The 16,541-nt window shown below is 68.4% G+C and carries 21 protein-coding genes; 10 read left to right on the top strand and 11 right to left on the bottom strand.

The window, feature by feature from the left end; genetic code table 11:
• The first annotated feature begins 4 nt into the window (after positions 1 to 4).
• Positions 5 to 976, top strand: a complete 972-nt coding sequence (locus tag SK803_RS43910; protein WP_319972185.1) for a helix-turn-helix transcriptional regulator — start codon at positions 5 to 7, stop codon at positions 974 to 976.
• Positions 964 to 1,776, top strand: coding sequence for an aldo/keto reductase (locus SK803_RS43905; RefSeq protein WP_319972183.1), 813 nt, complete (start codon positions 964 to 966; stop codon positions 1,774 to 1,776). The genes SK803_RS43910 and SK803_RS43905 overlap by 13 nt, the downstream gene beginning before the upstream one ends.
• Here SK803_RS43905 and SK803_RS43900 read toward each other — a convergent pair.
• The 3 genes from SK803_RS43900 to SK803_RS43890 all read right to left on the bottom strand — a co-directional run bounded on the left by SK803_RS43900 (position 1,763) and on the right by SK803_RS43890 (position 5,612).
• Entirely contained in the window at positions 1,763 to 2,932 is a 1,170-nt protein-coding gene (locus tag SK803_RS43900; RefSeq protein WP_319972182.1) for a glycosyltransferase, read from the bottom strand. The genes SK803_RS43905 and SK803_RS43900 overlap by 14 nt on opposite strands.
• 37 nt (positions 2,933 to 2,969) lie before the next feature.
• On the bottom strand, positions 2,970 to 4,676 hold the full coding sequence (locus tag SK803_RS43895; RefSeq protein ID WP_319972181.1) for a substrate-binding domain-containing protein: 1,707 nt from the start codon (positions 4,674 to 4,676) through the stop codon (positions 2,970 to 2,972).
• A gap of 63 nt (positions 4,677 to 4,739) precedes the next feature.
• Positions 4,740 to 5,612 carry a 3-methyladenine DNA glycosylase gene (locus SK803_RS43890; RefSeq protein WP_319972180.1) on the bottom strand — a complete coding sequence of 291 codons (873 nt, stop codon included), beginning with the start codon at positions 5,610 to 5,612 and terminating at the stop codon, positions 4,740 to 4,742.
• 19 nt (positions 5,613 to 5,631) lie between these two features.
• Here SK803_RS43890 and SK803_RS43885 point away from each other — a divergent pair, with 19 nt between their 5' ends.
• Positions 5,632 to 6,090: a DUF1801 domain-containing protein gene (locus SK803_RS43885; RefSeq protein ID WP_319972179.1), complete on the top strand. Its 459-nt coding sequence runs from the start codon at positions 5,632 to 5,634 to the stop codon at positions 6,088 to 6,090.
• On the opposite strand, the gene SK803_RS43880 is transcribed toward SK803_RS43885, so the two are convergent.
• From SK803_RS43880 to SK803_RS43870, 3 genes are read right to left on the bottom strand one after another with little or no spacing between them, the layout of a single operon-like run.
• Positions 6,065 to 6,310 (bottom strand): hypothetical protein, encoded by a 246-nt coding sequence (locus SK803_RS43880; RefSeq protein WP_319972178.1) that lies wholly within the window; start codon positions 6,308 to 6,310, stop codon positions 6,065 to 6,067. The genes SK803_RS43885 and SK803_RS43880 overlap by 26 nt on opposite strands.
• A 10-nt stretch (positions 6,311 to 6,320) precedes the next feature.
• Entirely contained in the window at positions 6,321 to 6,701 is a 381-nt protein-coding gene (locus tag SK803_RS43875) for an Imm63 family immunity protein (RefSeq protein WP_319972177.1), read from the bottom strand.
• Positions 6,698 to 7,129, bottom strand: coding sequence for a winged helix-turn-helix transcriptional regulator (locus SK803_RS43870; protein ID WP_319972176.1), 432 nt, complete (start codon positions 7,127 to 7,129; stop codon positions 6,698 to 6,700). The genes SK803_RS43875 and SK803_RS43870 overlap by 4 nt, the downstream gene beginning before the upstream one ends.
• A 79-nt stretch (positions 7,130 to 7,208) precedes the next feature.
• On the opposite strand from SK803_RS43870, the gene SK803_RS43865 reads away from it, so the two are divergent.
• The gene (locus SK803_RS43865) at positions 7,209 to 7,865 is read left to right on the top strand and encodes an SDR family oxidoreductase (RefSeq protein ID WP_319972175.1); all 657 of its coding nucleotides are present in this window, start codon (positions 7,209 to 7,211) and stop codon (positions 7,863 to 7,865) included.
• A 138-nt stretch (positions 7,866 to 8,003) separates the two neighbouring features.
• On the top strand, positions 8,004 to 9,470 hold the full coding sequence (locus SK803_RS43860) for a multicopper oxidase family protein (protein ID WP_319972174.1): 1,467 nt from the start codon (positions 8,004 to 8,006) through the stop codon (positions 9,468 to 9,470).
• Here the strand turns inward: SK803_RS43860 and SK803_RS43855 are convergent.
• From SK803_RS43855 to SK803_RS43845, 3 genes are all read right to left on the bottom strand, one after another.
• Positions 9,467 to 10,150 carry a hypothetical protein gene (locus SK803_RS43855; RefSeq protein WP_319972173.1) on the bottom strand — a complete coding sequence of 228 codons (684 nt, stop codon included), beginning with the start codon at positions 10,148 to 10,150 and terminating at the stop codon, positions 9,467 to 9,469. The two genes, SK803_RS43860 and SK803_RS43855, sit on opposite strands and share 4 nt — an antisense overlap.
• Positions 10,086 to 10,724, bottom strand: a complete 639-nt coding sequence (locus tag SK803_RS43850; protein WP_319972172.1) for a dihydrofolate reductase family protein — start codon at positions 10,722 to 10,724, stop codon at positions 10,086 to 10,088. Before SK803_RS43850 ends, SK803_RS43855 begins: the two co-directional genes overlap by 65 nt.
• 86 nt (positions 10,725 to 10,810) lie before the next feature.
• The gene (locus SK803_RS43845) at positions 10,811 to 11,518 is read right to left on the bottom strand and encodes a DUF2848 domain-containing protein (RefSeq protein ID WP_319972171.1); all 708 of its coding nucleotides are present in this window, start codon (positions 11,516 to 11,518) and stop codon (positions 10,811 to 10,813) included.
• A 46-nt stretch (positions 11,519 to 11,564) separates the two neighbouring features.
• Between SK803_RS43845 and SK803_RS43840 the strand changes: the two genes are divergently transcribed.
• Positions 11,565 to 12,926, top strand: coding sequence for an MFS transporter (locus SK803_RS43840; RefSeq protein ID WP_319972170.1), 1,362 nt, complete (start codon positions 11,565 to 11,567; stop codon positions 12,924 to 12,926).
• Here the strand turns inward: SK803_RS43840 and SK803_RS43835 are convergent.
• Positions 12,887 to 13,534 carry a GntR family transcriptional regulator gene (locus SK803_RS43835; RefSeq protein ID WP_319972169.1) on the bottom strand — a complete coding sequence of 216 codons (648 nt, stop codon included), beginning with the start codon at positions 13,532 to 13,534 and terminating at the stop codon, positions 12,887 to 12,889. The two genes, SK803_RS43840 and SK803_RS43835, sit on opposite strands and share 40 nt — an antisense overlap.
• Before the next feature lie 25 nt (positions 13,535 to 13,559).
• On the opposite strand from SK803_RS43835, the gene SK803_RS43830 reads away from it, so the two are divergent.
• Entirely contained in the window at positions 13,560 to 14,348 is a 789-nt protein-coding gene (locus tag SK803_RS43830; RefSeq protein WP_319972168.1) for a carbon-nitrogen hydrolase family protein, read from the top strand.
• Positions 14,348 to 14,671, top strand: coding sequence for a cupin domain-containing protein (locus SK803_RS43825; RefSeq protein WP_319972167.1), 324 nt, complete (start codon positions 14,348 to 14,350; stop codon positions 14,669 to 14,671). Before SK803_RS43830 ends, SK803_RS43825 begins: the two co-directional genes overlap by 1 nt.
• Positions 14,672 to 14,871: 200 nt before the next feature.
• Here the strand turns inward: SK803_RS43825 and SK803_RS43820 are convergent, their stop codons facing one another.
• Entirely contained in the window at positions 14,872 to 15,744 is an 873-nt protein-coding gene (locus tag SK803_RS43820; protein ID WP_319972166.1) for an ornithine cyclodeaminase family protein, read from the bottom strand.
• Positions 15,745 to 15,781: 37 nt separating this feature from the next.
• On the opposite strand from SK803_RS43820, the gene SK803_RS43815 reads away from it, so the two are divergent.
• Both SK803_RS43815 and SK803_RS43810 read left to right on the top strand, forming a co-directional pair.
• Positions 15,782 to 16,099, top strand: a complete 318-nt coding sequence (locus tag SK803_RS43815; RefSeq protein ID WP_319972165.1) for an ArsR/SmtB family transcription factor — start codon at positions 15,782 to 15,784, stop codon at positions 16,097 to 16,099.
• Positions 16,096 to 16,541: SRPBCC family protein (locus SK803_RS43810; protein ID WP_319972164.1), on the top strand; the 446-nt coding region annotated here is incomplete at its 3' end. The genes SK803_RS43815 and SK803_RS43810, both read left to right, overlap by 4 nt.

The following is a 16,541-nucleotide window of genomic DNA, read 5'->3' as shown; positions in this document are numbered from 1 at the left end:
GCGAATGAAGTCCAGCCGGCTCATCCAGGTCCTCCTGCTCCTCCAGTCGCGGGGCCGGATGACGGCGGACGAGCTGGCAGAGGAGCTGGAGGTCTCGCCGCGCACGATCTACCGCGACATCGAGTCGCTGGGAGCCGCCGGCATCCCCGTCTACGCCGACCGCGGCCCCACCGGCGGCTACCAGCTGATCGACGGCTACCGCACCCGGCTGACCGGCCTGACCAGCGCGGAAGCCCAGTCGTTGTTCCTGGCCGGCCTTCCTGGACCCGCGGAGGAACTGGGTCTGAAGGAGGTCGCCGCCGCGGCCCAGCTCAAGCTGCTGGCCGCGCTCCCGACCGAGCTGCGGACGCGAGCCGAGCAGATCCGGCAGCGCTTCCACCTCGACACCCCGACGTGGTTCCGCGGCGACGACCCCACCGAGCACCTCGCCACCATCGCCGACGCCGTCTGGGAACAGCGCCGCGTGCGGATGACCTACCAGCGCTGGGGCAACCAGACCGTCGAACGCGAGGTCGACCCGTACGGCCTCGTGCTCAAGGCGGGCACCTGGTACTTCGTCGGCAGCGGCCGCACCTACCGCGTGTCGCGCGTGCTGGCCCTCGAAGCCCTCCCGGACACCTTCGAACGACCCCGCGACTTCGACCTCGCGCGGTACTGGGCCGAGTGGTCCGAGCAGTTCGAGGCCCGCATGTACGGCGAGCGCATCACCGTCCGGATGACGCGAGCGGGCCTCGGCAAGACCCAGTACCTGCTCAGCGGATACCAGGCACGCGTGGTCAGGGAGGCCGCGCCGCAACCGGGGGACGAGTTCGGTTTCCCGACCGAATCGACCCGGCACGCCGTCGCTGACCTGCTCAAATTCGGTGCGGACGTGGAGGTGCTCGCCCCGGCCGAACTGAGACGCGAACTGATCGACACGATCAAGGCGATGCAGGACGTCTACAACGATGCGAAGCTACCCGCATGGTTCCGCTGATCTCTTTGAACAACGGAGTTCGGATACCGCAACTCGGCTTCGGCGTCTTCCAGGTGCCGGAGGAGCAGGTGGCCGGAGCGGTCACGACCGCGATCGAAGCCGGCTACCGCAGCATCGACACCGCTGCCGCCTACCACAACGAGTCCGGCGTCGGCGACGCGATCGCCGGCGTCCCCGACCTGTTCGTCACGACCAAGCTGTGGAACGCCGACCAGGGCTACGACCCGACGCTGCGCGCGTTCGACGAGAGCATGCGGCGCCTGCGCCGGGACGTGCTCGACCTGTACCTCATCCACTGGCCCGTCCCGTCCCGCGACCTGTACGCGGACACCTGGCGCGCCCTGGAGCGGCTCTACGCCGACGGCCGCGTCCGCGCGATCGGCGTCTCCAACTTCCACACGCGACACCTGCAGCGCCTGCTCGACGAGTTCCCGACGGTCCCCGCGGTGAACCAGATCGAGCTGCATCCGTTGCTGCAGCAGGAAGAGATGCGCAAGGTCCACAGTGCACACCGCATCGTCACCGAGGCGTGGTCACCGCTGGCCCAGGGCGCACTGCTGCGTGAGCCCGACCTCACCGGCCTGGCCGACAAGTACGGCAAGACGCCGGCCCAGATCGTGCTGCGCTGGCACGTCCAGCTCGGCAACGTCGTGATCCCGAAGTCCGTCACGCCCTACCGGATCAAGGAGAACATCGACATCTTCGACTTCGAACTGGCCCAGGACGACATGACGGTGATCGCCGAACTCGACAACGGCACCCGCACCGGCCCTGACCCCGACCGCTTCAACGCTGCTTGACCCTGGGCCGCCTGATCCCTTCGACCAGGTCCGCAGCCTTGGCCGCGCCACCGGCCGCCGTGATCTGTTCTCCCAGTTCACGTGCGCGCACCCGGTGGCCCGGCCGAGCCAGCACCTGATCCACGGCTTCCCCGAGCCTGTTCGGCTTTCTCCGGACGATGCCGGCGCCCGCCACCTTGACCCGGCGCGCCACCTGAGCCTTGTCGAGCTCCCCCGGCACGACGACCATCGGCACACCGGCCTCCAACGCCGCCAGCACCCCGCCCCACCCGCCGTTGGTGATCATCACGTCGGTCCGCGGCAGCAGCAGGTCGTGCGGGATGAACTCCGCCGCGCGCACGTTGCCCGGCAGTGTTCCCAGGGTTTCCACCGGCGCACCTCCGGTCGTGGCCACCACCAGCACGTCGTGTCCCCGGAGCTGCTCGATCGCGGGCCGCAGGAGGTCCTCCGCGCCGGTTTCCAGCGTCCCCTGCGTCACGTGCACGACGGTCCGGCCGTCGAGGTCCGGCCACCACTCGGGCAGGCCGGCCGGCCTGGCCGGCGTGATCAACCGTCCGACGAACCGCACCTGCCGCGGCACCCGCACGGTCTCCAGGTCGTGCACCCCTTGTGCCAGCACGAGTTCCGACGAGTAGAAGGCCTCCAGCGAGCCGGGCTTCGGCTGGAGACCCGCCTCGGCGCGCATGCGGTTGAACATCCCGTCGACGATCAGCCGCGACACCACGCGAGCGAGCTGGCGACTGGTGACCAGCGGCGTCACCGCGACCGTCACCCACGGCACGTCGCGGAGCTCGGCGGCCATCGCGGCCCCGAACGCCAGGTGGTCCGTGACGACCAGATCGAACTCGGCCTCCAGCACGTCCCTCGCCTGCGCCGCCCCGGTGCCGGCCAGCACGTCCCGGACGTTCGCGAAGTTCGCCCGCATGCCTTTGCCGTCGCCCACGCTCGGGAACGTCCGCGCGAGTTCCGCGTCGTCGAAGTCAGGGGCCCGCGTCCACGGCAACCACTCAGCGCCCTCGAACTTGTGCCGGTACTTCGCGCCCGTGTGCACCACGACGTCGTGCCCGCGCCTGACCAGCTCGTTCGACACCGCCGCCAGTGCGCCTACATGGCCGGCGAAGGGCAGGGACGAGACCAGGATCCGAGGTTCCCCCATGCCGGGAGCAACGCGCGGCACTACCGCCCGGTTCCCGTCACGCCTTCGTCGACAGCGCCTGTCCCAGCGCCGCCTCGATCCCGTCCACGTTCTCCACCACGGACACCGACCCGCCGGTGGTCTGCGCGATGTCCGTCAGCGCCGCCTTGTCCACGTCGCCCCCGATCGCGATGAAGCTGACCGCCAGATCCGTCCCGTGCAGCTGGGACTTCAGCGCCGCCAGGTCGATCCCGCCGTCCGAGGTGCCGTCGGTGATCACCACGACCCGGTTGACCCGCCCGGCCACGAACCCGTCGTGCGCCGTCTCGTAGCAGGCCGCCAGCGCGCTGTAGAGCTGTGAGCCCTCAGCGGTCTTGAGCCCGTCGACGGCCTTCCGCAACGCTTCGCGCTTCTCGGCCACCGGCCCGGTCGCGACGAGCAGCTTGTGGGGCTTCGACCCGTCGAGGTCGCGCGCGAACTCCCACAGCCCGAACGATCCCGACACCGACCGGTCGATCTGGCCGCGCAACGCCGCCTTCACCTTGTCCAGCCGGGGTTTCATCGACGTCGAGACGTCCGCGAGCACCGTGACGACCTGTCCGCCGCGGTCCGCGGAAGCCCAGGACGAGGAGATCTGCTGCGTGGTCGTCGCGTCGGCGGCGACCAGGTTCTCCGTGACGGGAGACCAGGAAACGCCGGGCGACGGCGACGGGCGGTCCTGAGTGGACTCGACGCGCAGACCGCCGCGCGCCAGGATGCCCTGCTGCGCGGGCTCGGTCATGAACTCGCGGAACGCCTGCGCCGAACGCTGTTCCGCCTCGCCGACCTCGGAACCGCCCAGTGCCACGTAGGGGAAGTCCGCGACGGGAGCGGGACCCGCGGGCAGCACGCCGACGAGCGGCTTCGACGGCGCTTCCTTGCCCGTGTTGTGCTTGAACAGGTCCACTTCGGACACCGGCGTGACGGAGAAGCCCGCCGCGTTCACCGTCGCGCTGTCACCCAGGCGCCGCAACGCGTCGCGCGTCGTAGGCGGAACCTCCGGCGGCACCGCGGCGGCGAGCTTCGACAGCGACGCCTTCGACGCGTCCGAACCGAGTGACTCCGGCGTCACGGGCCCCTTGCCGCCGGCCAGCGCCGACTGGATCGCCAGTGCGGAGGCCGTGTTCGCGGCCGGGTCGGGCATCGCGACGCTGAACCGTCCCCAGGACTGGCCGAACTTGCTCCAGTCGGTGACCTCGGGCATGTCCGACCAGCGGAAGTCCTTCAGCACGGGCGCGGCCGCTTCGGGGGCGGCCAGCAGCACCGGCGAGGTGCCGACGGACTTGGGTGCCGCGCCGACGAGTTTGGCGTTCTGGGCGGAGAGCCGGTTCGCCCACAACGTCGAGTCGGGGAGCCATGCGTGCGGGCGCTTGCCGAGCTTGTTCTCGTCCCAGGTCGTCGTGAGGCCTTCCAGCACCGCGGAGGAGTCCGCTGAAGTCACTTCGATCGCGATGCAGTGGTCGTACACAACGGGCCGTGTGGCGGCATACGCGCGTGCGACCTCCGCGACCGATTCCGCGACGCTCGGGGTCGCGGCGACACGAAGCACCGAGTCACCCTCGCTGCAGTTCTGAGCGAGCGCCTGGGAACGCCGGTCGAGCACCCCACCCGCCCACGACAACGCGAGCCAGCCGAGGCCGATCAGCACCACGAACACGACGATGAGCACGGGCCACTTGGCGATTCCACGCTTCACCTTCGCCCGCAGGCTGCGGTGTCGAGACATCGATCCCTCACAACTACTCAGCGGCCCCCGACGACCGCCAATCACGCTAACAGGTGAACTTCGTCAGCGAAGTGAAGTCACTGCAAGTATCGACCGGCAAACGAAAACGAGCCGTTCTCGCAACGACCGCGCCCGTTCGGCGAACTCCGCCTGCCTGCGCACGTACTCCGAACGGCCCTCCGCGGACTCGATCCGCACCGGCTCGTAACCGAGTTTCGCCAGGTCGTAGGGGGATGCCCGCATGTCGAGCTCGCGCACGTCCGCGGCCAGTTCGAAGCAGTCGGCGACCAGATCGGAAGGCGTCGCGGGTTCCAACTTGTACGCCCATTTGAACAGATCCATGTTCGCGTGCAAGCACCCCGGCTGTTCGTTCGCGATCTGGTCCTCACGCGTGGGCTGCAGGGTGTTGCGCGGTCGCGCGGGCTGCGTGAAGAACCGGAACGCGTCGAAGTGCCCGCACTGGATCCGGCTCGCCTCCACCACCTGGTCGGTCCCGCCGCTGCCCAGCCGGAGCGGCCACGCGTTGTGCCGGACCTCCTCCGGCTGCTGCCGGTAGACCATCGCCCACTCGTGCAGCCCGAAACAGCCCAGCCGCGCCGGCCTGCTGAGCGTGGCGGTGAGCAGCGCCTGCACGAACTCAAGCGTCTTCTCGCGCTGTGCGACGAAGCTGCCGACGTCGAGCGTGACACCGTCCGCGGTGGCCTTGTAGTGCGGAAACTCCAAGTACTCCGGCGCGTCTTCCAGGACGATGCCCGGCCCCGGATGCCACCGTTCGAGTCGCACGGGCCGATGGCTGTAGTACGTGAAGAGGAAGTCCATGACGGGGTGCTTCTCTTTGCGAAGCTTGCGCTCCTGGTGCGGCCCGGTGAACCGGCGCATGCGCGCGATGTGCTCTTCGCGCAATTGCTGCCATTCGGCTCGGGCCAGGACCTCCACGAGCGATTACCGTACGCGAATGGTGAAGAGCAATGCCTCCACGGTCACCCAGTACCTCGCCGAACTGCCTGATGAGCGGCGTGCCGAGGTCGAGGCTGTGCGCGACGTCATCCTCGCCAACCTCCCCGACGGCTACGTCGAGGCCATGGACTGGGGACTGATCACCTACGCCGTGCCGCTGGAGGTGAGCGGCCCCACGTACAACAAGAAGCCGCTCATGTACGCGGCGCTGGCCGCGCAGAAGAACTACTACGCCGTGTACCTGACCACGGTGATGGAGGAGTTCGAGGAGTCGTTCCGCGCCAGGTGGGCGGAGACCGGCAAGAAGCTCGACATGGGCAAGGCCTGCGTGCGCTTCAAACGGTCTTCTGACCTCGCCCTGGACGTCATCGGTGACGAGGTGGCGCGCCTGTCCGTGCCCGAGTTTCTCGACTGGCACGACCAGAACCGGGCTAAAGGGGCGGCACGAGCCCGTTGAACGTCCGCGCGCCGTTGCAGTGCGGGCACTCACGCCCGTTGTCGACGGTCCGCGGCGCACCGCCGATGATCGCGAGCGTCGGCGAGGCGATGTAGCTCGCGCCGCCGCACAGGTGACAGACCGTGCGCGGTTCGGGCGTGACGGCGAAGAGGTCGTCGATGTCTTCTTCGTCCTCGAACTCGTCGTCCTCGGCGAACTCGTCCTCGTCGTCCTCACTCATGGTGCACAACCTAGTGGGTCGGCCGGGACGCCCGCGCGCGCTCCGCCCACCGCGGGTCGAGCGAGCCGAGCAGCTCGTCCTGCCTGCGAAACGCCGTGAACCGCTGCTCCTCACCCTCCACCGGGTGCTGCACCGCCCAGCCGTACGCCATGGTCCACGTGACCTCGTACAGCGCCCAGTACAGGATCTCGTCGACCTTCCCGGTCTCCTTGCTCATCAGCCGCTTGCCGCGCTCGCAGGCCACCAGCCGGTACACCGGCCCCTCGGAGACCTCGATGAACGGGTGGCCGCCGTCGAAGTTCTCGAACCCGACCATCCACGTCGCGCCGATCTGCTGCCTCAGTGCCTCTAGCCGTGCGGCGAGGCCTGTGGTCACGGGGTCTTGGGTCATGACGCCGCGGACTCCGGCGCACGGCTCAGTGACTCCAGCGTGGCTTCCTCACCACAGTGCGCGCACACGACGCGTGGTTCCAGCACGTGACCGCACGAGTGCTCGTACACGAGCGGGAGGGGCCCCTGCGTCACGTACGCGTCGCCCCACTCCTTGAGCATCAGCAACACGTTGTGCAGCGCACGCCCCGAGTCGGTCAGGTGGTACTCGTGCCGTGGCGGGTGGTCGGAGTACTGGTGCTTCTCCAGCACACCGGCGGTGACCAGCTTCTTCAGCCGTGCGGCGAGCACGTCGCGTGACGCACCGGTGTTCGCGGCGATCTGGTCGAAGCGCGTGTTGCCGAAGAAGACCTCGCGCAACGCCAGCAGCGACCAGCGCTCGCCGACGACCTCCAGCGCGTTCGCCACGGAGCAGGTTCGAGGTGCCATGTGACCATCCTATCAGTGAGTTGGCAAATCCAACTTACCTCGCTATTGTCAGTTTGAAAGACCAACCTAGGAGGTAGCGATGGACTTCAACGGTGCAGCGGTGCTGGTGACGGGAGCCAACCGCGGACTGGGCCGTGCGTTCGCCCAGGAGCTCGCCAGGCGCGGTGCGAAGGTCTACGCCGGCGCACGCAATCCGGCGTCCGTTGTGGACGAAGGCGTCATCCCGGTCCAGCTGGACGTGACCGACGACGCGTCCGTCGAGGCCGCGGCGAAGGAGCTCGGCGACGTCTCGATCGTCATCAACAACGCCGGCGTGCTCGTCGGAGGCGCGGACGTTGACAGCATCAAGGCAGAATTCGAGGTCAACTTCTTCGGGATCGTCCGCACGACGGACGCGTTCGCGCCCATTCTGAAAGCCAATGGCGGCGGCGCGATCGTGAACGTGCTGAGCATCCTGTCGTTCCTCGGCCGTGCGGGCTGGCGCGGTTACGCGGCGTCCAAGGCGGCGGGCTGGTCGCTGACCAAGTCGACGCGGGAAGCGTTGCGGGAACAGGGAACCAACGTCATCGCGGTGCACGCCGGCTTCATCGACACCGACATGGCGGCCGCCCAGGACGGTCCCAAGATCTCTCCTGAGAGCGTGGTCTCCCAAGTGCTGCAAGCGATTCAGAATGGTGATGACGAGGTGCTCGCCGACGACCGCACTCGTGCGGTGAAGGCCGCACTGGCCTCTTGAGACGGTGGCTCTGCACACATGAGCCCAACTCGGAACTAGGGATTACCCCTGAGCGCCCGGCGTAGGTTTCCGCCGCATCCAACCGCCGCGGGAGCGTTCTCATGATCGCATCCGCCTGGGGCGCTTAGGGGAACAGCGATGCTCAACAGACGAGGTGTGCTCGCCGCGGGCGGACTCGCGGCCGGCGTTTTCGGCGTGCCGCAGCTGCTCGCACCGTCCGAGGGTCACGAGGACTCGACGCACGGCGAACACAAGCCGGCCACTTTCCAGGAGTCGAAGGCATTTTCCGGTCCCAGACCGGAAATAGTGCCGTGGACACGCCCGATGCCGGTGCCGCCCGTGCTCAAGCCACTGGTGTCCACACCGAAACAGGAGATCTACCAGCTCTCGATCGAACGCACGACCGCCGAGATCCTGCCGGGCCTGCAGTCGCCGGTGATGGGCTTCGGCGGTCAGTTCATCGGTCCGACGATCAAGGCGAAGACGGGCCGCAAGACCCTGATCATGTTCCAGAACAGGATGGACGAGGCCGCCAACGTCCACCTGCACGGCGGCCACGTGCCCCCGGAGCACGACGGCCACCCGAAGGACCTGATCGAGCCGAACCGCACCCGCCTCTACCTCTACCCGAACACCCAGCAGGGCGCGACCCTCTGGTACCACGACCACAGCCACGGCACCGAGGCCGCACACGTCTACTTAGGACTGCACGGCGCCTACGTGATCGAGGACGACTCCGAGCGCGGCCTCAACCTGCCGACCGGCGCGTACGACATCCCGATCATGCTGCGCGACATCCAGTTCGACGCCAGCGGCAACATCGTGGTGTTCGACGACCCGGCCAACCGCACGATCGTCCTGGCCAACGGCATCCCGCAGCCGTACTTCGAAGTCGCGGCCCGCAAGTACCGCTTCCGCCTCATCAACACCGCCAACCAGCGCGTCTTCAAGCTCAAGCTGACCGGCGACAAGTTCACCCGCATCGGCTCCGACGGCGGCCTGCTCGCCACATCGCTGGAGGCGGACGAACTCACCCTCTCGTCCGCCGAACGCGCCGACGTGGTCGTCGACTTCTCGAAGTACCCGATCGGCTCGAAGATCACCCTAACCGACGCCGTCGGCGGCGAGATCCTGCGCTTCGACGTCGTCCGCCGTGCCACCGACAACAGCCGCGTGCCGGCCGCCCTACGTCCCCTGCCGGCCCTGCCGCTGTCCACAGTGGACCGCGAGGTGGACCTGTTCTACGTCTTCAAGCCCAACGAGCGCCCCGACGGCGTGATCAACGGCAAGGTCTTCGACATGGACCGCGTCGACTTCACCATCAAACGCGGCGCCACCGAAACCTGGCTCATCAAGAGCTCCGACCCCACCGGCGTCAAACACAACTTCCACCTGCACCTCGTCCAGTTCCGCGTGCTGGAGCGCAACGGCGGCCCGCCCCACCCCGGCGACGCGGGCCTCAAGGACACGATCCCGATCACGGCGGGGGAGACCGTGAAGGTGCAGGCGACCTTCACCGGCTACACGGGCCGCTACGTCTACCACTGCCACTTCCTCGAACACTCGTGGATCGGCATGATGGCGCAGCTGGAGATCGTTCCCTAGCCCGCGATCGTGCGCTCGAAGTAGCGGGCGCTCACCGAGTGGACGAGCACGAACTGATGCCTGCTCGTGAGGTCGCGGTAGACCTGCTCGCGGTCCACTTCCGCGGCCTCACGGTGCAGGGGGTCCCGCGGCGCCCGCGTGGCGCTCAACTCCGGTGGAACCCGGCCGGCCTCGGCCCAGCTCAACCTCACCGTCCACGACTGGTCGCCGATGTACTTGCCGTACACGACGGGCGGCACGTGCGAAGCGTCGTAGTCAGGTTTGTGCGTCTGCTTGAAATAGCGGATCGCCGCGGACAGGGCTTCGTCCGATTTCGGCCAGCCTGCGGCGACGAGCGCGTCGTTGACCGCCTGCGTGCGCTCCGCGAAATCGCCGTCGAAGCCGTAGTACCGCGTCGTCTCCCAGTCGCAGCTCACCCTCCACACCTGGTTGGGGAAGAAGCCCTTGTGGACCTCCGCATGCATGCCACAGATGTCCTCGGTCGCGTCGGCTCCGCGTTCGAGCCACGTCAGGGCTTCGTTCGCGGCGAGCGTCGGCGCGGCCGCACCGGGCAGCGCGGCCCGCACCGGCTCCAGTCGCGGCGGCTTCACGAGCTGTTCCGCCTCCACCCGCGGGTCATGACCCGCGCACGCCGCCACGAAGATCAGCGGCAGCAGTGCCGCCTTGTGCATCCGCCCCATACTTCACTTTGTAGCGCAGGTGCGTGACCGAGGTGCTCTCCACGACCGAAAGCGGTCCCTCCAGCTCGTAACCCTTGCCGGGCGCGAAGAACGGCGTGCCGCCGCCCAGGATCACCGGCACCAGGTCGAGGTAGATCTCGTCGACCAGGCCGGCGTCGATGGCCTGCCGGGCGACCTCGCCGGAGTTCAGGCCGACGACCCTGTCTCCCGCGTGCTTCTGGGCCACCGCGATCGCTTCCTCGATGCCGCCGGTGACGAACGTGAAGTGCTCGTTGTCCTCCAACGGCCGGTGGGTGAGCACGACGGTGTGCACGCCCAGCGGGTGCTGGCCGCCCCAGCCGTTGGTGAAGTCGTAGAGCTTGCGTCCCACCACGAGTGCGCCGGTCGTCTGGATCAGCCCGCCGAAGTAGGCGGCGCTGGCCGGCGTGAGGTGGAAGGTCATCGAGCCCGTGGGCACCGTGAACGCCACGTCGCCCGCCTCGTACCAGGCGAACAGCTTGTCGAAGCCGGAGAACTCCGGGCCGGAGACGTAGCCGTCGATCGAGGTGCTGGCGCCGGTGTAGACCTTGCCCATTTTCTGTGCCTCCCTGTGTGTGTCCGTCACCCATAGGTCGAACGAGCGACACGGATTTCGACGGGCCGCGGGAGGCGCATACCGGCTCAGCCGATGGGGGCGGGGAGCTGAGTCACCTCGTAGTCGCAGTCGATGACATCGCCGGTGGCGGGGTCCCGCAACTCGACGCGCCACTTCGACGCGAACTGCTCCACGCCGTGGTGCATCGGGATGGTGCCGGACAGCAGCACGGTGCCGGGCTTGAGCAGGTCGAGCTCCCGCAGCCGGTCCACCCAGTACTGCGGGGTGAGGAGCTCGGCGAGGGTGCCGCGCTGGATCTCCACGCCGTCCGCCCACGCGGTCAGCTCGATCGAGTCGATCCGGTCCGCGATGTCGGACAGCCGCCACGCCTTGCGGCCCAGCACGTCCGGCCCGGCGTTCTTGCTCCACGCGACGCCGTGCACCTCCAGCGCGCGGTCCGTGTGGTCGCACGCGACAGTCAGCAACACATCTGAACCTGCTTTGAAATCACTCGGCACCACGAGCGCCCACTCCGCCTCGCCGGACGTCCGTGCGTGCTGCGCCGGAACCGTCGAAGTCTGCTGCGCCAGGTACGGCGAGACGGGGTAGAGGCTCGGCGTCACGGACGGCGCCGGCACGCCCAGTTCGGCGAGTTCGCGCACGTGAGCGGCCACGTCGTCCTGGCTGCGACCTGCGTATCCGCCGTTCAGCAGAGTCCTGACGGCGACGTCGACGACGGTGCCGTCGGGCAGGTCGAAAGCCAGCGTGCTGAGCTGTGTACACGAGGTAGACATGCAGTACTCCTTGCGCATACGAGTTGTATACAGGCAGTATTACCGCATGCCGCCTGACTCATCAACCGCTGGATCAGCAACGACGGCCACGTCACCCGACGTACCCAGGTCCGCCCTGGTGCGGGCGTTCGTGGCCTCGCTCTCCGGTACCGCGCTCGAGTGGTACGACTTCGCGATCTACAACGTCGCCGCGGCCGTCGTGCTCGGCCCGTTGTTCTTCCCGAGTTCCGAGCCGCTCACCGCGACACTGCTCGCGTTCTCGACGTACGCCGTCGGCTACCTGTCCCGGCCGCTCGGCGGGTTCCTGTTCGGCCGGCTCGGCGACAAGATCGGCCGCAAACGCGTGCTCGTCACGACGCTGCTGATCACGGGCATCGCGACGTTGCTCATCGGGTTGCTGCCGACGCACGCCGCGATCGGGCCCGCCGCCGGTGTGTTGCTCGTGGTGCTGCGGTTCGCGCAGGGCGTCGGGCTCGGCGGCGAGTGGGGCGGCGCCGTGCTGTTGTCCAGCGAGTACGGCGACCCGAAGCAACGCGGGTTCTGGGCATCGGCCGCCCAGATCGGGCCGCCCGCCGGAAACCTGATGGCCAACGGTGTGCTGGCACTGCTCGGCGTCGCGCTGTCGGACGCCGCGTTCATGTCGTGGGGCTGGCGCGTCGCGTTCCTGCTGTCCGCGGTGCTGGTGATCTTCGGCCTGTGGATCCGGGTGAAGCTGGAGGAGACCCCGGTCTTCAAGGCGATCCAGGAACGCGGTGAACGGCCGTCCGCGCCGATCAGCGAGGTGTTCCGGACGCAGACCCGGCCGCTGATCGCCGCCGTGCTGTGCCGTGTGGGGCCGGACGTGCTGTACGCGCTGCACACCGTGTTCGTGCTGACGTACCTCACGACGCAGTTGAAGCTGCCGCGCAACGTCGGCCTCACCGCCGTGCTGATCGCTTCGGGGTTCCAGCTGTTCCTGATGCCGTTCGCCGGCTGGCTGTCCGACCGGGTCAACCGGCGCGGGCTCTACGCGGCGGCCGCGGTGTGCGGTGCGGTGTGGCCGTTCGTGCTGTTCCCGTTGGTCGACACCGGGTCGTGGCCGCTGATCGTGCTCGGAGTCGTGGTGGGGCTCGGGTTCCACGCGTTCATGTACGGGCCGCAGGCGGCGTTCATCGCCGAGCAGTTCACCGAACGCCTGCGCTACACCGGAAGCTCGCTCGCCTACACGCTCGCCGGCGTGATCGGCGGTGCGGTGGCGCCGTTGCTGTTCACCGCGCTGCTGGCCGGCTTCGGCACGTGGGTGATCGTCGGCCTCTACGTCAGCGTGGCGTGCGTCGTGACGTTGATCGGGCTGCGCCTCGGCCGCGATCCCCAGGAGGAGACCGAGGATCAGGCGCCCAGCAGCACCTTCAGCGTGGTGTCCAAGTGAGCGGTGATCGCCGCGGTGGCCGCGCCGACGTCTCCGGACTCGAGCGCGGCCACGATCGCGTTGTGCTCGTCGATCACGGCCTGCTGCCGGTTGTGCGCCCGGTACAACGCGACCACACCCGCGCGCACCTGCCGTGCGCGCAGCCCTTCGTAGGTCTTGGTCAACAGCTCGTTGCCCGTCGCCGCGACCAACAACGCGTGGAACTGTCGGTCGACATCGATGAACTGCCGCGCGTCCTCGACCAGGAACCGCTGCTGCTCGATGAGCTCGATCATCTTCCGCAACGGAACCGTGCCTTCGGTCATCGTGCGCTCGGCGGCGTACCGCTCGACGACTCCACGCAGCTCCATCAACTCCGTGATCTGCCGCGACGACAACGGCGCGACGTACGCGCCCTTCTTCGGCATGAGCTGCACGAGGTCCTCGGCCGCGAGCAGCAGCAGGGCTTCACGAATCGGCGTGCGGGAGACGCCGATCTGGTTGGCGACGTCCTGCTCGCTGATGAACCGCCCCTGCATCTCGGGGTCGGCGAGAATCGTGTCCTTGAGGAACTCGTAAGCCTTTTCCCTGCCGGACAAGCCGTCGTTCTCTTTGCCCGCAACCTGCATACAACATGTATACCAGAGGAGGATCATGCGTATCGCGCTTTGCCAGATCAGCTCCACGGCTGATCCGCAGGAGAACCTCGTCACCGTCCGCACCGAGGTGGCCAACGCTGCCGCACAAGGCGCACGCGTAGTGCAGTTCCCGGAAGCCACTCAATGCCGCTTCGGCGTGCCACTGGGTCCGGTCGCCGAACCCCTCAACGGCCCGTGGGCCACCGCGGTGCGCGAGATCGCCGACGAGCACAACGTCGTCGTGGTCGCCGGAATGTTCACGCCAGGCGAAGGAAACCGGGTCGCCAACACCACCCTCGTCACCGGCGCCGGCCTGCACCTCGGCTACGACAAGATCCACCTGTTCGACGCCTTCGGCTTCCGCGAATCCGACACCGTGACCCCCGGCGACAAGCCCGTGACGTTCGACGTCGACGCCACCACGATCGGCCTCGCCACCTGCTACGACGTCAGGTTCCCCGAACTTTTCCGCACCCTCGCCGGCACCGCGCCCGTCATCCTGCTCGGCGCCTCCTGGGGCGCCGGCCCCGGCAAGGCCGACCAGTGGGACCTGCTGGTCCGCGCCCGCGCCCTGGACGCGACCTCCTGGATCCTCGCCTGCGGACAGGCCGACCCCGTGTCCACCTTTGGCACCGATCACGGTTCCGCCCCAACGGGAATCGGCCGCAGCGCCGTGGTCGACCCGCTCGGCTCCGTGCGCGAGCGGCTCGGCGGCGCGCCCGGCACCATCCTGTCCGATGTGGACGTTCCGCTCGTGGAGGAGGCCCGCACGATGCTGCCCGTGCTGGCGAACCGGAGGCTGTGATGCGCGAGGAACACGAGTTCTTCCCGGTCGGCGAACGAGCCTGGCACCCGGCCGATCCGGGCGTCACCGAGCGCGTCCTCAGCCGTGACCCCGAGTCCGCGACCCTGACCCGGATCGCGCGCTGGGAACCGGGCCTCGAGACGTCCGGCGTGATCCACCACGACTACCACGAGGAGGTCTACCTGCTGGAAGGCGACCTGACCGACCTGACCCTCGGCAGAACCTTCCACGCGGGCCACTTCGCCAGCCGCCGCCCCGGCATGCCGCACGGTCCTTACCGGACGGACACCGGCTGCGTCATGCTCGAGATCCGCACCGGATAGCGAAGATGCGTAATCCCGACGTCTCCGTTCGCCGGGCCCGCGCGCTTCCTCGTTTTGCGAGGGAACGGTAACAGCGTTTCAGGACACCTCTATCGGGTGAATCACCTGGCCCATCTCACGGCTGATCTAATCTCCGCAGCTCAGACTAGCCAAAGCCCGGCAAGCCCGCGGAAGTTGTCCACAGGCCTGTGCGGGTCCGCTCATCCGATGTCGAACACGGCCGGCGACTTTCGGCACGCGTTCTGATGGACGTGCCACGCGATCACGAGGTCCTGCATCGGCAACCCGGCCGGGCTGTACACGGTCACCTGGTCCGCGCTGGTCCGCCCGGGATGTTCCCCGCGCAGCACCGCGCCGATCGTCGTGTCCGCCGCGACGTGCGCCAGCTCCGGATCGTCCACCACGACCAGCGCGTCCGCCAGCAGTTCCGCGCCCAGTTCGGCCTTGCCCGGCTCGTCGGCGCCGAGGCTCGTGACGTGGGTGCCGGGCGGAACCCGGTGCAGCACAGGCTCCCTGGACCACGTCGCCATCAGGACGATCTCGCCCTCGGCGTCTCCGGACGCCTTGATTCCGAGCCCCGATGCCCACTCCGCGAACGACGCGGCAGCCGCCGGATCGGTGTCCCGCACCGCCACCGACTCCACGGGCCGCAGCGCGGCCAGCGCCTCCAGTTGCGCGCGGCCCTGGGCTCCGGCGCCGATCACCGTCACGGTGCGGGCCTCGGGGCGTGCGAGCAGGTGGGCTCCCAGCGCGCCGCCCAGGCCGGTGCGCAGCGCGGTGAGCGGGCCGCTGTCGATCAGGGCCAGCAGGTCGCCGGTCGCCAGGTCGTGCAGGCAGATCACGCCGGTGATCGCGGGGGAGCGGTTCGGGTTCTTGGCGTGCACCTTCACCGTGTAGGCGGGTATGCCCGGCGCCAGGCCCGGCAGCAGCACCATGGCCGTGACGTCCGGGGACACCGCAGCGCGGATCCGCCGGCCGGAACCGGAAGCACCGGCTCGCAGCGCCTCGGTCAGCTCGGCCGCGAGGCGGGGAAGGTCGACCTCGACGTCTCCGGCCCCCAGCACGATCGTCATGCCGCAGACCTTGACACGGCGAGTAATACTTAAGCATATGGTTAACCATCGGCTCGACCGGCTGTTCCACGCGCTGGCGGACCCGACCCGCCGCGCGATGGTCGAGCGGCTGTGCCGGGGGCCGGCGTCGGTGAGCGAGCTCAAGGAGCCGTTCGCGATGTCGCTGCCGGCCGTGGTGGGGCACCTGAAGGTCCTGGAAGAGGCGGGACTGGTCACGACCAGCAAGCAAGGCCGCACCAGGACCTGCCAGATCGAACCGAACGCGTTGCGCCAGGCCGAGCAATGGCTCGCGGGTCAGCGCACGGAGTGGGAACGCAAACTCGACCGGCTCGGCACACTGCTGGAGGAGACATGAGCATCAAGCACGCGTCATTCACCATCGAACGCACCTACGCCGCGTCGATCGACAAGGTGTGGCAGGCCTGGGCGGACCAGGCGAGCAAGGCGAAGTGGTTCGTGTCGCCTGACGCGTGGGAGTCGAACGGGCACACGCTCGACTTCCGCGAGAACGGCACCGAGAGCGTCGCCGGCACCGCTCCGGACGGAACCGTGCACACGTACAACGCGCTGTACCAGGACATCCAGCCCAACCAGCGGATTGTGTCCACGTACACGATGCACGCCAACGATAAGCGCACGAGCGTCAGCCTCGCGACCGTCGAGTTCGACCAGCAGGACGACAAGACGACGATCACGGTCACCGAGCACGGCGCGTTCTTCGACGGCCTCGACCGTCCCGAGTGGCGCGAGCAGGGCACCAACGCCCTGCTCGACGCACTCGGCAAAAGCCTGACGAA

This window comes from Lentzea miocenica (assembly GCF_033949945.1).
In the GTDB taxonomy this organism is placed as follows: Bacteria; Actinomycetota; Actinomycetes; order Mycobacteriales; family Pseudonocardiaceae; genus Lentzea; species Lentzea miocenica.
The sequence above is the reverse complement of the archived record's forward strand: the minus strand, read 5'-3'. Positions and strand labels throughout refer to the sequence as shown.

Coding starts and splice junctions, on each gene's coding strand:
- SK803_RS43910 (WP_319972185.1), top strand. CDS start 5: ATGAAGTCCAGCCGGCTCATCCAGGTCCTCCTGCTCCTCCAGTCGCGG.
- SK803_RS43905 (WP_319972183.1), top strand. CDS start 964: ATGGTTCCGCTGATCTCTTTGAACAACGGAGTTCGGATACCGCAACTC.
- SK803_RS43900 (WP_319972182.1), bottom strand. CDS start 2,932: ATGGGGGAACCTCGGATCCTGGTCTCGTCCCTGCCCTTCGCCGGCCAT.
- SK803_RS43895 (WP_319972181.1), bottom strand. CDS start 4,676: ATGTCTCGACACCGCAGCCTGCGGGCGAAGGTGAAGCGTGGAATCGCC.
- SK803_RS43885 (WP_319972179.1), top strand. CDS start 5,632: ATGGTGAAGAGCAATGCCTCCACGGTCACCCAGTACCTCGCCGAACTG.
- SK803_RS43880 (WP_319972178.1), bottom strand. CDS start 6,310: ATGAGTGAGGACGACGAGGACGAGTTCGCCGAGGACGACGAGTTCGAG.
- SK803_RS43875 (WP_319972177.1), bottom strand. CDS start 6,701: ATGACCCAAGACCCCGTGACCACAGGCCTCGCCGCACGGCTAGAGGCA.
- SK803_RS43870 (WP_319972176.1), bottom strand. CDS start 7,129: ATGGCACCTCGAACCTGCTCCGTGGCGAACGCGCTGGAGGTCGTCGGC.
- SK803_RS43865 (WP_319972175.1), top strand. CDS start 7,209: ATGGACTTCAACGGTGCAGCGGTGCTGGTGACGGGAGCCAACCGCGGA.
- SK803_RS43860 (WP_319972174.1), top strand. CDS start 8,004: ATGCTCAACAGACGAGGTGTGCTCGCCGCGGGCGGACTCGCGGCCGGC.
- SK803_RS43855 (WP_319972173.1), bottom strand. CDS start 10,150: ATGGGGCGGATGCACAAGGCGGCACTGCTGCCGCTGATCTTCGTGGCG.
- SK803_RS43850 (WP_319972172.1), bottom strand. CDS start 10,724: ATGGGCAAGGTCTACACCGGCGCCAGCACCTCGATCGACGGCTACGTC.
- SK803_RS43845 (WP_319972171.1), bottom strand. CDS start 11,518: ATGTCTACCTCGTGTACACAGCTCAGCACGCTGGCTTTCGACCTGCCC.
- SK803_RS43840 (WP_319972170.1), top strand. CDS start 11,565: ATGCCGCCTGACTCATCAACCGCTGGATCAGCAACGACGGCCACGTCA.
- SK803_RS43835 (WP_319972169.1), bottom strand. CDS start 13,534: ATGCAGGTTGCGGGCAAAGAGAACGACGGCTTGTCCGGCAGGGAAAAG.
- SK803_RS43830 (WP_319972168.1), top strand. CDS start 13,560: ATGCGTATCGCGCTTTGCCAGATCAGCTCCACGGCTGATCCGCAGGAG.
- SK803_RS43825 (WP_319972167.1), top strand. CDS start 14,348: ATGCGCGAGGAACACGAGTTCTTCCCGGTCGGCGAACGAGCCTGGCAC.
- SK803_RS43820 (WP_319972166.1), bottom strand. CDS start 15,744: ATGACGATCGTGCTGGGGGCCGGAGACGTCGAGGTCGACCTTCCCCGC.
- SK803_RS43815 (WP_319972165.1), top strand. CDS start 15,782: ATGGTTAACCATCGGCTCGACCGGCTGTTCCACGCGCTGGCGGACCCG.